At 64.8% G+C, this 13,643-nt stretch carries 9 protein-coding genes and 1 pseudogene; 9 read left to right on the top strand and 1 reads right to left on the bottom strand.

Annotated features, from left to right (window positions below; genetic code table 11):
- Positions 1–446: 446 nt before the first annotated feature.
- The 6 genes and pseudogenes from NFU04_RS16510 to NFU04_RS13315 form a co-directional block, all read left to right on the top strand.
- Positions 447–719: pseudogene (locus tag NFU04_RS16510) on the top strand (DDE-type integrase/transposase/recombinase); the annotation flags it as partial.
- Positions 720–1,331: 612 nt separating this feature from the next.
- Entirely contained in the window at positions 1,332–3,845 is a 2,514-nt protein-coding gene (locus NFU04_RS13295) for an EAL domain-containing protein (protein WP_251309938.1), read from the top strand.
- A 248-nt stretch (positions 3,846–4,093) separates the two neighbouring features.
- Positions 4,094–7,081 carry a GAF domain-containing protein gene (locus NFU04_RS13300; protein WP_251309939.1) on the top strand — a complete coding sequence of 996 codons (2,988 nt, stop codon included), beginning with the start codon at positions 4,094–4,096 and terminating at the stop codon, positions 7,079–7,081.
- A complete protein-coding gene (locus tag NFU04_RS13305) occupies positions 7,074–8,840 on the top strand; it encodes a putative bifunctional diguanylate cyclase/phosphodiesterase (protein ID WP_251309940.1) in 1,767 nt (588 codons plus the stop codon). Before NFU04_RS13300 ends, NFU04_RS13305 begins: the two co-directional genes overlap by 8 nt.
- Before the next feature lie 79 nt (positions 8,841–8,919).
- Positions 8,920–9,276, top strand: a complete 357-nt coding sequence (locus NFU04_RS13310; protein ID WP_251309965.1) for a CidA/LrgA family protein — start codon at positions 8,920–8,922, stop codon at positions 9,274–9,276.
- Positions 9,276–10,001, top strand: a complete 726-nt coding sequence (locus NFU04_RS13315) for an LrgB family protein (protein ID WP_459382093.1) — start codon at positions 9,276–9,278, stop codon at positions 9,999–10,001. Before NFU04_RS13310 ends, NFU04_RS13315 begins: the two co-directional genes overlap by 1 nt.
- Before the next feature lie 67 nt (positions 10,002–10,068).
- On the opposite strand, the gene NFU04_RS13320 is transcribed toward NFU04_RS13315, so the two are convergent.
- A complete protein-coding gene (locus NFU04_RS13320; RefSeq protein ID WP_251309941.1) occupies positions 10,069–10,407 on the bottom strand; it encodes a hypothetical protein in 339 nt (112 codons plus the stop codon).
- 132 nt (positions 10,408–10,539) lie between these two features.
- On the opposite strand from NFU04_RS13320, the gene NFU04_RS13325 reads away from it, so the two are divergent.
- The 3 genes from NFU04_RS13325 to ctaD all read left to right on the top strand — a co-directional run bounded on the left by NFU04_RS13325 (position 10,540) and on the right by ctaD (position 13,640).
- A complete protein-coding gene (locus tag NFU04_RS13325; RefSeq protein ID WP_198057837.1) occupies positions 10,540–10,713 on the top strand; it encodes a DUF2970 domain-containing protein in 174 nt (57 codons plus the stop codon).
- 156 nt (positions 10,714–10,869) lie between these two features.
- Positions 10,870–11,985, top strand: coding sequence for a cytochrome c oxidase subunit II (coxB, locus tag NFU04_RS13330; RefSeq protein WP_251309942.1), 1,116 nt, complete (start codon positions 10,870–10,872; stop codon positions 11,983–11,985).
- Positions 11,986–12,008: 23 nt separating this feature from the next.
- Complete coding sequence (gene ctaD, locus NFU04_RS13335) at positions 12,009–13,640, top strand: cytochrome c oxidase subunit I (RefSeq protein ID WP_251309943.1); 1,632 nt, start codon at positions 12,009–12,011, stop codon at positions 13,638–13,640.
- Positions 13,641–13,643 lie beyond the last annotated feature (3 nt).

Genomic DNA, 13,643 nt, shown 5'->3' on the forward strand with positions numbered 1-13,643 from the left:
GGCGATGGGGAAGCAGGTGTAAATCGGCCAAGCCGGCCAAAATCGCCGGCTAAAGCCTGCTCCTACAATGGCTTGCTGGAGATCGACCATGTCGTGGCTTCACGCTGATCTGCGATGAGCCTATTTTCAGGCCTCCAAGGATTGGGCTACCCACTGCTGGGCCTTAGCCAGGGAGGTGGCTTCTCGAAGAGCCTGAAGTGAAGTGCACCTTCATTGAGCAGCATCGTCAGGCCTTCAGTATTCAACGGATGTTCGCGCTTCTCGGCGTCGTCCGTAGTGGCTACTACGCCTGGCAACAGCGCGATGGCGCGACGTCATCCAGGCTCCGTCAGCAGGCGGTTCTCGACCAGTGTATGGCCGAGGTTTACCACCATCGGAAGGGGCGTTCAGGCGCTCCCAGGTTGGCGTTGGGCTTACGTGGCAGACCGTAAGACCGTTGCCGCCAGCGCCAAGTCCAACGTGCCAAGGCAGCTCGCAAGTTCAAGGCGACGACGAACTCTCAGCACACGCTGTCAGTGACACCTAACCTGCTCGAGCAGGACTTCACCCCGACAGCGCTGAACCAGAAATGGGTCGGCGACGTTACATACCTGGCAACCGGCGAGGGGTGGCTCTAGCTGGTGGTATTGATCGATCTGTACTCACGCTACATGGTCGGCTGGGTGATGAATGAACGGATGACCGGCGAGTTTGTCGGCGATGCCCTGAAGATGGCCCTATAACGCCGTAAGATGGCCAAACTGCTTGACCCTGCACCATCTCCGGTGCAGCACGAGTGCCAAAGGCAACTGCTACGATAATGCCTGTGCCGAGAGCGTCTTCCACAGCCTCAGGTGGAGGCGGCCCATGGCGAGCGATTTGAGTCCCGGGATGCCATGCAGCGGCTAGGTTTTGTACGAAAAGTCGGCGAGCGATGGCCAGACAAGGCAAAAATCGGCGAAAAGACGGACCGGGCTCGCGTACGAGTTTACGGGGTGTAAATGAGTACTTTGATCGGACTCGCGCACGAGACGATTTTTAACGCCGTATGGGCGAGCGCAGGCATTTTCGTACGGAGCCTTGTGTCTCTCCGGGCTTGTTGATTAGCTACCAGCAGGCCTTGGCATCAGGGTGAGCATCCACAGAACCTAGTGTTCGAGTACATCGAGATGGACTACAACCGGCAGCGCTGGCCCAGTGCGATTGGGATGATCAGCCCGAAGGCCTTCGAGGCCCGAATGATCGCTTGGATCGGTGGCCACCAATGCTGGGTAAGATCATATCTTTGTGGTAGCGTTCTAACGACTCGTTAGCATTCATCAAAAGCCTAGACCCCAACGAGCGATATGGAGATGGCACTATTGGATAACTTGATTCTCGATCCCCATGCCATCGACGCGGTGCAGGGCGAGTACGACCTGCAACTAGTCCTGCTATCGTGGCTGATTGCCCTGGCAGCAGCCTATATTGGATTAGATATTATCAAATTGACTCATCAAGTTCGTCGCATGGTTTGGCGGTGGCTCTGGCTATGTGCGGGGGCTAGCGTGATGGGGCTCGGAGTATGGAGCATGCATTTCATTGGGATGCATGCCTATCGGCTCGACTTTCCCGTCAGTCACACCCTTACCTTGACCCTGGTGTCTATAGTGCCGGCCATTCTAGGTAGCCTCGGTACCATGGCGGTACTGTCTCGGAAAATAACCTCTCATCGTGCGATGCTATGTGCCGGTATTGGGCTGGGAGGGGGCATCGGTCTGATGCACTATACTGGCATGGCTGCGATGCAGATGCCTGCAGAGTTGTATTATTCCACCGGCCTATTCCTACTTTCCCTGTTGATTGCGATTGGCCTAGGCATTTCAAGCATCTATGCGTATCAACTGTTTCGTCTGGGGTGGGGAGCTAAACGGGCCAAGGCCTGTGCACTCGTCTCGGCCCTAAGCGTGTCGCTAGCCATATGCGGCATGCACTATGTGGCCATGGAGGCTGCTTGGTTTGTTCCGCAGCCTAACACTCTCGTCTCTCCCCAGGCTATGGGCATCAGTTCCCATTGGTTAAGCTACTTCATCGGCGGAAGCATCGCTCTGATTGTAACCCTGACCTTGGTCGCTACACAGGTGAGTCGCCGCTTGCGGACTAGTGCCTACCATCAGCACATGAGCCGGGCTCACTTGCTCGAAGTCATTTCGTCCCTTCAGGACGGCGTGGTCTTGTTCGATAACAAGGCGCGGGTCCGGCTCTGCAACAGTGCTTTCGAAAAATTGATCGGTTGGGAACAGCAGGAGTTGATCGGGCGTTCGGTCTGGCAGCTGACCTATACTCACGATAGTGAGACCCTCAACCAGAAGATCCAAAAAGCCTTGGGGAAGACCGGAAAGTGGAGGGGGGAGATTGAGGCGCGACACCGCAGCGGCCAGTGCTTCCCGGCACAACTCAGTGTCAGCAGCGTCACCTATACCGACGGTGATGCACATGACTATGTGGCCCTACTTAGCGACCGGTCGGCCGAACAACGGGCACAGCAGCGTATTCGGCACCTCGCTTACCACGACGCCCTGACGGGGCTCCCCAACCGACGGTCACTGCAAGAACGCCTCGCCGACTATGATAATGACCACGCGCATAATCAGCCTTGGGTCTTATTGACTCTGCTCGATGTCCATCGCTTTAAGGCTCTCAATGACAGTCTAGGACCGGATACCGGCGATGAGCTACTTCGTCAGCTGGCCAAGCGTTTGCAGCGCTGGGCTCGGTCAGGAGTTAACGTGGCCCGCCTGGACGGCAACGAGTTCGCCCTGCTTGCGGAGCTCTCTAGCACAGATGAAGCCGCCGCACGACAGGAGGCTGATCGACTCATCGACGAAGTCGTCGCCGACTTGAGCGCCGATTATCCCCTACATGGCCACACCTACCCGTGCCGATTGAACGTCGGTATGTTGCTGTTAACCCCCAGCGAGCCCGCCTCTTCTGTCGGACAGTGGCTCAAGCGGGTCGCCTTGGCCTTGCTGGAAGCCAAACGTCAGCGTGACGACCGTCCTCAGTTCTTCCACCCACATTTCGAACAGGAGCTCAACGCACGCGCCATCCTCGAGCGCGAGTTACGCTATGCCATCCGCAAAGAGGAGTTGTGCCTGCATTTACAGCCCCAGGTCAATGCTCGAAAGTGCCTCATCGGCGCGGAGGCATTGATACGATGGGAACATCCCGAGCGTGGCCGCATCCCCCCTAGCCACTTCATCCCGGTGGCGGAAGAGACGGGACTCATTGTGCCCCTCGGCAACTGGGTACTTAATGAAGGCTGCCGTCTGCTCGGCGAATGGTGCCAGGAACCAGCGCGACGCGATCTAAAGCTCTCCTTGAATGTTAGCGCTCGCCAGTTCCAGCAACCAGATTTCGTCGAGCAGGTGCGTGTGGCACTTCGCCAGCATAATGCGTCTGCCGAGAGCCTGACCCTGGAGCTGACGGAGTCTCTGCTGCTCAACGATCCGGAGGACACGATCGAAAAGATGGCCATACTGAGAGACATCGGAGTCAGTTTTGCGCTGGACGATTTCGGTACTGGTTATTCCTCGCTCACGTACTTGCAATCCCTGCCCTTGGATATTCTCAAAATCGATATTGCTTTTGTACGTAACCTGGCCCACGAGATGCAGACGCCTCCCATAGCCGCTACCATCATCGTTCTTGCCCACAGCATGGAGCTATCGGTAATCGCCGAAGGGGTGGAAACACCAGCCCAGTATGCGGTGCTGGACAAGCTTGGCTGCGATATCTATCAAGGCTACCTCTTCTCCCCTCCCATGCCACTTGAGGAGTTCCATGCACTTCCCAGCCGCCTTGATACTGAGAGGGAAGAGGAGTGATCCGGAATTCCTCAATGAGGATCGCTCGTAAGGTATTGCCGTGAGGATCTCGGCTTCCCCCCTTCCAGTGCAGGAGCCGGAGAGGAGGAGGCGATTCACTTCAAGAGAAACGCCCACCGTCCTCCCGAGGTCGGTGGGCGTTTTTCGTTATGGGCCTCGTCGCACGCGGGATTTCGTGTCGCGGGGTAAAGCCCGCTCGCCTGTCGCCGATATATCGCTAATCAAGCATAGCGTATTGAGGCAATGGCATGGATTCATCCCCCCCTTCCGATAACGCGTCGGCGCGCCTTACGGCACCGGAGGCGCTCGCCGTGCCGGAGTCTTCGGCGGATCCTGCCCTGGAGCGACTGACGACCCTGGCTCGGGACCTGTTCGAGGTGCCCGCCGCCCTGGTTACCCTCCTGGAGCACCGGCGCCTTCGCTGTATCGCCGGCCAGGGCTGGACGCGGCGCGACCTGCCCGCCGACCTGCCCCCCGAGGAGACCTTCTGCGGCCACGCCATTGCCGGTGGCGACACCCTGGTGGTCGAGGATGCCCAGGCCGATCCGCGCTTCGCCGGGGCACCGCCGGTCAGCGGCGCTCCGGCCATCCGCTTCTATGCCGGGGTGCCGCTGCGACCCGACGGGGAAGCGGTGGGAACGCTGTGTCTTATCGATACGCGGCCGCGGAGCCTGTCGACCCGGGAGCGCCACCTGCTCGAGCAACTGGCCGCCCAGGCCGAGGTGCTCCTGACCCAGCAAGCCCTTCGCCGGCGCCAGCGCCGACAGCAGGAGGAGCTCGAGCTCAGCACCCGACGCATGGCCGCCGTGCTGGAGGAGTCCGCCGCGGGCATTATCCGCATCGATCGTCGCGGCATCATGCGCGATATCAACCCCTTCGCCCTGCGGCTGCTCGGCTACTCCCGCCACGACCTGGTGGGGGAGAACATCAAGGCCCTGATGCATGATGACGAGGCGAGTCGCCACGATGGCTACCTGAGCCGCTACCTGGCGGGAGAGGCACCGCGGATCATCGGCCAGGGCCGGGAGGTGGTGGCCCGCCACCGTGACGGCCGGCGGGTGCCGGTGCATCTGGCGGTCAGCGCCATTCGTGGCGGCGACGGCGAGGTGGACGAGTTTATCGGCATCCTCACCGAGCTCAGCGAGATCCATGAGGCGCGACGTGCCGCCCAGCGCGAGCGGCGCCTGCTGGGGGCGATCATCGACGGCAGCCATGAGCCCATCTATGCGCGCAGCAGCGGGGGGCGCTACCTGGCGGCGAACCGCGCCTGTCGCGAGCTGCTGGGACTGGACGCCCTGGCGAAGGAGCCGCCGCCGCTCTCCGCCTTGCTCTCCCACGCCCTGGCGGCGCGGATCGAGTCTGCCGAGCGGGAGGTGGTGAGCCTGGGCTCCCCCCGGCAACTGGTGCTGGGCGAGGTGAAGGGCCGCCACCTGGAGCTGAGCCTGTCGCCCCTGGGCAATCGCGAGGAGGGCGTGCGCGGGGTGGTGGGCGTGGTACATGACACCACCGAGGCGCGCCGCCAGTCGAACCTGCTGCGGGTGCTGCACCAGGGGATCACCGACTACCAGGCGCTGATGTCCGGCCACCGGCTCTGGGAGTTCTTGATGGAGGCCCTGCGCGAGCTCACCGACAGCGACTATGCGCTGATCGGCGAGGTGGTCGAGGCCGAGGGGGCACCGGCCCTGAAGCTCCACGCCATCACCGACCTCTCCTGGAGCGAGGAGTCCCGGCGTCTGATGGAGCGGCTGCGCAGCGGTGACATGATGCTCACCAATCCGGACAGCCTGCTGGGGCGAGTCTTTGCCCACGGCGAGGTGGTCATGACCGAGGACCTGGCCAGCCACCCCGGGCGCGGTGGCTTTCCGCCGGGCCACCCCAGCCTGCGCAACTACCTCGGCGTGCCGATCCATGATGGTCAGACATTGATCGGCATGTTTGCCATTGCCAATGGGCGGCGTCGCTATGATCAGGCGCTGCTGGAATGGCTCAAGCCCTTTACTTCCACCTGTGCCCTGCTGATCAATCTGCACCGCGGCCTGGCGGAACGGGCGCGGGCCACCGAGGCCCTGGCGCAGGCGCGCGACCAGGCCGAGCGCGCCAGCCGGGCCAAGAGCGAGTTTCTCTCCTCGATGAGCCACGAGCTGCGCACCCCGCTCAATGCGGTGCTCGGCTATGCCCAGCTGCTGGCCAACAGTCGGCAGCAGCCGCTCAACGAGCGCCAGGCCCGGCAGGTGGCGCAGATCGAGCGCAGCGGGCAGCACCTGCTGGCCCTGATCAACGACGTGCTCGACCTGGCCCGTATCGAGGCCGGCAAGCTGTCGCTCTCCCTGGAGCGGGTGCGCCTGGACGAGCTGGTCGGCGATGCCTTGATGAGCGTCCAGACCAGTGCCGCCGATGCCGAGGTGACGCTGAGTGCCCCGGAGACCATCGCCTTGCCGGAGGTCCGGGCGGATTACACCCGCCTGAAGCAGGTGCTGCTCAACCTGCTCTCCAACGCCATCAAGTACAACCGTCGCGGCGGGCGGGTCGCGGTATCGGTCAGCGGCGAGTCGACGCGAGTGTGGCTGAGCGTACGCGACACCGGCCTGGGCATCGCCCGGGAGCACCAAAGCGCCCTGTTCGAGCCCTTCCAGCGTCTGGGCGCCGAGCACGGGGCCATCGAAGGCACGGGAATCGGCCTGTCGATCACCCGCCAGCTGGTGGAGGCGATGGGCGGCGAGATCTGGGTCGAGAGTCGCCTGGGGGAGGGGAGCGTCTTCCATGTCGCCCTGCCCCTGGCCGAGGCCGGCCCGGCGCCGGAGGCCGCCGCCGGCGATACCGCACCCACCGACGGGCAGGGGCCGGCGACATCCTGCCGGGTGCTCTACGTGGAGGACAACCCGGCGAATCGCCAGCTGATGCATGAGGTCTTCGCCGAGCTGGAGGGCGTGGAGCTGAGCACCGCCAACTGTGCGGAGGAGGCGCTGGAACGCCTCGGGCGGGAGCTTCCCGATCTCTTGCTGCTGGATATTCATCTGCCGGGCATGGATGGCCATGCCCTGCTCGCGCGGCTGCGCCGCGAGCCATCGTGGTCGAGCCTGCCGGTGCTGGCGGTGACCGCCAGCGCCATGCCCAGCGATATTCGCCGCGGGCGACTGGCGGGCTTCGACGGCTATTTGACCAAACCCCTGGACCTGGAGCGCCTGAGGCGGGTCCTGAACGAGCACCTACCCATCGAGGGAGAGCCCCATGCCTGAACGTCTCACCGAGGCACTGCGGCGGCTGCCAATCCTGGTAGTGGACGATAATCCCATCAATGTGGAGCTGTTGATCGACCTGCTCGAGGATCAAGGCTTCACGCAGGTGGAAGGGTTACTGGAGTCCCGTGAGGTGGTGGCGAGCTGTCGGCAGTCGATGCCGGCGCTGATCCTGCTGGATATCCGTATGCCGCACCTGGATGGCCACGGCGTCATGCGGGCCCTGGAAACGGCCTTCGGCAGCCGTGGCCCGGCGGTGATCGTGTTGACCGCCCAGGTGGATGAGGCCACCCGCAGCCAGGCCCTGAGCCTGGGCGCCCGAGACGTGGTCACCAAGCCCTTCGACCACGGCGAGGTGCTGCAACGGGTCCGCAACGCGCTGGAGGTCGAGCTGCGCTATGCCCGGCGTCATCAGGAGGCGGTGGCGCTGGAGCGCTTGGTCGCCGAGCGTACCCGGGAGCTGGAGCTGCTCTCGAATACCGACCCGGTGACCGGCCTGCCCAATCGGCGCGCCCTGATGGAGGCGCTCGATGGCATCATGGCCGGGGAGCGGGGGGCCGCGGTGCTCTATATCGTCCTCGATGCCCTGCATGACGTGGCCCGCCTGCATGGCCATGACGTGGCCGAGCGGTTGGTGGCCCAGCTCGGCCGGGGGCTGGCGGAGTGGCTTCCCGAGGAGGGGCGGCAGGGGCTCTGGGGCGGCGCGGAACTGCTGGTGGTCCTCCCGGACCCCGGCTATGTGGCACGGCTCGAGCTGGCGGGCACCCTGCAGCACTGGCTGGCCGACGAGCACGCCTTCGATGGCATGTCCCTGACCATGGCATCCCGGGTCGGCGGGGCCGCCGGGCGGGGAGTGGCGGCGCAGCGGCTGGTACAGATGGCGGCGCTGGCGCTCCCGGACCCCGGCGAGGCGCCGGTGCGCTTTCATAGCGATGCCCTGGAGACCGCCCAGCGGGACGATCTCGAACTCAATCAGGCACTACGGGGCGTGACCCAGCGTGGCGAGCTGTTCCTCGCCTACCAGCCCAAGCTGCGGATGCCGACCGGCGAGGTGATCGGCGCCGAGGCCCTGCTGCGCTGGGAGCACCCGCGGCGCGGCCTGATCTCGCCGGGGCGCTTTATTCCCATGGCCGAGGCCAGCGGCGAGATCCTGGCCATCGGCGACTGGGTCCTGGAGCACGGCATGCAGGCGCTGAAGGCGTGGCTGGCCGAGGGGCGCGTCCCCGCCGACTTTTCCCTGGCGGTCAATGTCGCCGCCCGTCAGCTCTGCCGGGAGGGCTTCGCCCAGGACCTCCTGGCACGCTTGAGGCGCCATGGCCTGCCGGTCGAGGCGTTCTCCATCGAGGTCACCGAGTCCGGGCTGATGGCCGACCTGTCCCAGGCGCGAAAACAGCTGGCCGTGCTCGATAGGGAGGGAATCCGGGTCGCCATCGATGACTTCGGCACCGGCCACTCCTCACTGGCCTATCTGAAGACCTTGCCGGTCTCGACCCTGAAGATCGATCGCGCCTTCGTCACCGGGATCGCCGAGCACGCGGACGATCGTCAACTGGCGGCCACGGTGACGGCCCTGGCCCATGGCATGGGCTGTGATGTGGTGGCCGAAGGGGTCGAGACCCGGGGCCAGGCCGAGTGCCTGGTCGCCATGGGCTGCGATATCGGCCAGGGGTATCTCTATGCGCGTCCGCTGCCGGCCGAGGCCTTCCTGGACTGGTGCGCGGACGCCCGGGTATCCACCGAGTCCACCCCGACCGGCTAGGACGGCGTCGGCGCGACGCCCGGTCTCCGATATACTGTGTCGGCGGCCCGATGCCGCGGCCAGAGACAAGGGAGGACGGATGCCAATCGTCGTGGGAATGAGCGTGTTGCTGGGATTCCAGCTGCTGGGCGAGCTGTTGGCCCGGGGACTGGCCATGCCGGTGCCGGGACCGGTCATCGGCATGGCGTTGTTGCTGGGGGGCCTGCTGCTGCTGGGCCGGGTGCCCGAGGGGCTGCGGCGTACCGGGGAAGGACTGTTGCGGCATCTGACCCTGCTCTTCGTACCGGCGGGGGTCGGCATGATGGTGCACTTCGAGCTGATTCGCGCCGATCTCTGGCCGCTGCTGATCACCCTGGTGGCCTCCACCGCCATCACCCTGGCGGTGACCGCCAAGGTGATGAGCCGGCTGAGTCGCCGGGACGGGGAGGGGCGCTGATGCTGACCGACCTCGACCGGCTCTGGGTCTATCTGGCCAGTCAACCCTTGCTGGCGCTGCTGGCGACCCTGCTGGCCTTCCTGCTGGCCACGCGCATCAATCGCTGGCTGGGCGGCACGCCCCTGGTGCATCCGGTGATCCTGGCCATCGCCCTGTTGATCGGCTTCCTGCTGCTGGCCGATATCGACTATGTCACCTATTTCGAGGGGGCCCAGTTCATCCACTTCCTGCTGGGGCCGGCCACCGTGGCCCTGGCGATACCGCTGTTCGATCATCGCGAGCGTATCCGCCGTCGCCTGGTGCCCATCCTGGCGGCCTGCCTGACCGGCATCGCCACCGCCGTGGCCTCCACCCTGGGCATCGCCATGCTGCTGGGCGCCAGTCGCGAGTCGCTGCTGAGCCTGGCCCCGCGCTCGGTGACCTCGCCCATCGCCATGGGCGTCGCCGAGCAGCTGGGGGGCATCCCCGCCCTGGCGGCCGGCCTGGTGCTGCTGACCGGCTCCATCGGTTGTGCCCTGGCGCCCTGGATCTTCCGCGCCCTGCGCATCGAGGAACCGGATATCCGCGGCTTTGCCATGGGGCTGGCGGCGCACGGTTTCGGCACCGCCCATAGCTTCGCCCAGTACGGGGCCCTGGCCGGTGCCTTCTCGGGGCTGGCCATGGGGCTCACCGGGCTGTTGACCGCCTTCGTCCTGCCCCTGGTGGCCCGCCTGCTGGGACTATAAACCGCCGACACGCGACAGGGGCGCCGGAATGGGCGCCCCTGTCGTATTCCATGCCCATCGGAGGGGGTCAGAGCTCTTCCCAGACCTGCTGACGAAAGTCATTGGGCAACTGGCTGACCCGGTGCAGGCGCTGAAACTGGGCGTCGGTCATCTCTTTCACCAGCGACTGGTAACACTCCCCCAGGGCCTGGGGATCCTTCTCGTGACTCAGGCAACGACGCCAGCGACGCTGCATATCGGCACAGGCGCCGAAGAACTCCAGCTCGGCTTGGAGGGTCTCGCCGGCCATGGAGAGCCAGGCCAGCTGCAGGCGTGCCATGGGCGGGGCCTGGTGACTCCAGGAGGTGAGCCACCAGCGCATCAGGGGTTGGGTAGGGTCAAGGGGGGAAGGCGCGGCTCGGGACATGGGGACCTCCATGAGGGGGTGTCGAGGCAAACCCGTTAAGTGTAGTCGCTGGCCCTGGCGTTGAATGGGCGACCGGCGGCTTTCCTTGTTCTGGGTCAAGGTAGTGACGAACGGAGCGGCGGAGGGCAGGCGATGTGGCAGGTCATCAAGTCGGTACTGGCGGCCTTCTTCGGCGTCCAGAAGGAGCGCCAGCGGCGGCGCGATTTCGAGCAGGGGCGCCCGGGGCATTTCATCCTGGTGGGGCTGGTCGCCGCCGCCGTGCTGGTGCTGTTGGTGGTGCTGCTGGCCAGGCTGGCCGCGGGGTAAGGCGGCATCGGGCTTTCCCCTGCGTTGATGATTGCGTTTAGGGGGAGCCGGCCCCCCGGGGAGGCGAGCCGGGGATCTTTCCTATACTCCTTCCAGACTTGACTAATATTCGGTTTGCCAGGCCCAAGGCGGTCAATAACAACGAAGGAGGCGCCGATGCCCAGGAGGCTTGCTTGGCTATCGGGAGCGGGCGGTTTCGCCTTGTGCCCCCAGGTGCTGGCCAATGGCTGGAACATGCCGGTGGGGGTCACCGACCTCAGCCGGGAGATTCACTCCCTGCATATGACCATCTTCTGGATCTGCGTGGTGATCGGCGTGGTGGTCTTCGGCGTGATGTTCTATTCGCTGTTCCGCTACCGTCGCTCCCGCCAGCCCGAGGCGGCCAACTTCCACGAGCACACCACCGTGGAGGTGATCTGGACCACCCTGCCGCTGCTGATCCTGGTGGCCATGGCGGTGCCCGCCACGGCCACCCTGAAGAGCATGTACGACACCGGTGATGCCGAGCTGGACGTGATGGTGACCGGCCAGCAGTGGCGCTGGCGTTACGAATACCTGGGCGAGGAGGTGGCCTTTACCTCCAGTCTCAGCACCCCCCGGGCGCAGGTCCGCGGCGAGGAAGCCCGGGGCGAGACCTACCTGCTCGACGTGGACAACCCCCTGGTGTTGCCGGTGGGGCGCAAGGTGCGCTTCCTCTTCACCTCGGACGATGTCATCCACTCCTGGTGGGTGCCGGCGCTGGCGGTCAAGCAGGACACCGTGCCCGGCTTCGTCAACGAGAACTGGGTCCGCATCAACGAGCCCGGGATCTACCGGGGACAGTGTGCCGAGCTGTGTGGCATGGACCATGGCTTCATGCCCATCGTGGTGCAGGCCCTGGCACCGGACGAGTTCGATGCCTGGCTCGCCGAGCGGCGTGATGAGGCGGCCCAGGAGGCCCTGGGCGTCGACCGCGATTGGGGCCAGGAGGAGCTGATGACCCGTGGCGAGGAGGTCTATGCGGCCATCTGCGCCTCCTGTCACCAGCCCGAGGGGCAGGGCGCGCCGCCCACCTTCCCGGCCCTGGCCGGCAATCCGCGGCTCCAGGAGGACATCGGCTGGCAGCTCGACACCGTCATCAACGGCGTCTCCGGCACCGCCATGCCGGCCTTCCGCAACACCCTGAACCCGGTGGAGCTGGCGGCGGTGATCACCTATACGCGCAACGCCTGGGGCAACGCCACCGGCGATGTACTCCAGCCCGCCCGGGTCGCCGAGCGCCTCGCTCGCTAGAATCAGCACAAGGGAGAACACCGATGGCATCGAAGCTGCCCAAGTCCCCCCTGGGGCATAGCGCCGGCGGTGCCGGTGCCGCCGCGGAGTCGCCCAGCGCGCCGTCCGGGGGCCTGCTGCGCTGGCTATTGACCACCAACCACAAGGAGATCGGTACCCTCTACCTGGTCTTCTCGCTGAGCATGTTCTTTATCGGCGGGATCTTCGCCCTGGTGGTGCGCCTGGAGCTCTTCCAGCCGGGGCTGCAGTTCGTGGAGCCGGAGTTCTTCAACCAGATGACCACCCTGCATGGCCTGATCATGGTCTTCGCGGCGGTGATGCCGGCCTTTACCGGCCTGGCCAACTGGATGATTCCCCTGCAGATCGGTGCCCCGGACATGGCCCTGCCGCGGCTCAACAACTTCAGCTTCTGGTTGCTGCCGGTGGCCTTCACCCTGCTGCTCTCCACCCTGCTGATGCCCGGCGGCGGGCCCAACTTCGGCTGGACCTTCTACGCGCCGCTCTCCACCACCTATGCACCGCCGTCCACCACCTTCTTTATCCTCGGCATGCACCTGGCCGGGATCAGCTCGATCCTGGGGGCGATCAATATCATCGCCACCATCCTCAACCTGCGTGCCCCGGGGATGCGCATGATGGACATGCCGCTGTTCGTCTGGACCTGGCTGATTACCGCCTTCCTGCTGATCGCGGTGATGCCGGTACTGGCCGGGGTGATCACCATGATGCTGCTGGATATCAACTTCGGCACCAGCTTCTTCAATGCCGCCGGCGGCGGCGACCCGGTGCTCTTCCAGCACCTCTTCTGGTTCTTCGGGCACCCCGAGGTCTATATCATGATCCTGCCCGCCTTCGGCATCGTCTCGGCGATCATTCCCACCTTCGCCCGCAAGCCGCTGTTCGGCTACGCCTCCATGGTCTATGCCACCGCCTCCATCGCCATCCTCTCCTTCCTGGTCTGGGCGCACCATATGTTCGTGGTGGGGCTGCCCCTGGTGGCGGAGCTCTTCTTCATGTACACCACCATGTTGATCGCGGTGCCCACCGGGGTGAAGGTGTTCAACTGGATCACCACCCTGTTCCAGGGCTCCATCAGTTTCGAGACCCCGATGCTCTTCGCCCTGGCCTTCGTGGTGCTGTTCACCATCGGCGGTTTCTCGGGGCTGATGCTGGCCATCGCCCCGGCGGACTTCCAGTACCACGATACCTACTTCGTGGTGGCACACTTCCACTATGTGCTGGTGCCCGGGGCGATCTTCTCGATCATGGCCGCGGTCTACTACTGGCTGCCCAAGTGGACCGGCCACTACCCCAGCGAGCGCCTGGGACGCTGGCACTTCTGGCTGTCGGTGATCGGCGTCAACCTGACCTTCTTCCCCATGCACTTCTCGGGGCTGGCCGGCATGCCGCGACGGATTCCCGACTATGCCCTGCAGTTCGCCGACTTCAACCTGGTGTCGAGCCTGGGGGCCTTCCTCTTCGGCTTCTCGCAATTGCTCTTCGTGGTGGTGATCGTCAAGTGCGTGCGCGGTGGCGAGAAGGCGCCGGCCAAGGCCTGGGAGGGGGCCCAGGACCTGGAGTGGAGCGTGCCCAGCCCGGCGCCGCTGCACACCTTCGAGACGCCGCCCCATGTGACGCCGCAGCCGCATCCCTGAGGT

Origin of the sequence: Halomonas sp. NCCP-2165, from assembly GCF_023708045.1 — a bacterium.
GTDB lineage: Bacteria > Pseudomonadota > Gammaproteobacteria > Pseudomonadales > Halomonadaceae > Bisbaumannia > Bisbaumannia pacifica.

Coding starts and splice junctions, on each gene's coding strand:
- NFU04_RS13300 (WP_251309939.1), top strand. CDS start 4,094: ATGGATTCATCCCCCCCTTCCGATAACGCGTCGGCGCGCCTTACGGCA.
- NFU04_RS13295 (WP_251309938.1), top strand. CDS start 1,332: ATGGCACTATTGGATAACTTGATTCTCGATCCCCATGCCATCGACGCG.
- NFU04_RS13320 (WP_251309941.1), bottom strand. CDS start 10,407: ATGTCCCGAGCCGCGCCTTCCCCCCTTGACCCTACCCAACCCCTGATG.
- NFU04_RS13315 (WP_459382093.1), top strand. CDS start 9,276: ATGCTGACCGACCTCGACCGGCTCTGGGTCTATCTGGCCAGTCAACCC.
- ctaD (WP_251309943.1), top strand. CDS start 12,009: ATGGCATCGAAGCTGCCCAAGTCCCCCCTGGGGCATAGCGCCGGCGGT.
- NFU04_RS13325 (WP_198057837.1), top strand. CDS start 10,540: ATGTGGCAGGTCATCAAGTCGGTACTGGCGGCCTTCTTCGGCGTCCAG.
- NFU04_RS13310 (WP_251309965.1), top strand. CDS start 8,920: ATGCCAATCGTCGTGGGAATGAGCGTGTTGCTGGGATTCCAGCTGCTG.
- coxB (WP_251309942.1), top strand. CDS start 10,870: ATGCCCAGGAGGCTTGCTTGGCTATCGGGAGCGGGCGGTTTCGCCTTG.
- NFU04_RS13305 (WP_251309940.1), top strand. CDS start 7,074: ATGCCTGAACGTCTCACCGAGGCACTGCGGCGGCTGCCAATCCTGGTA.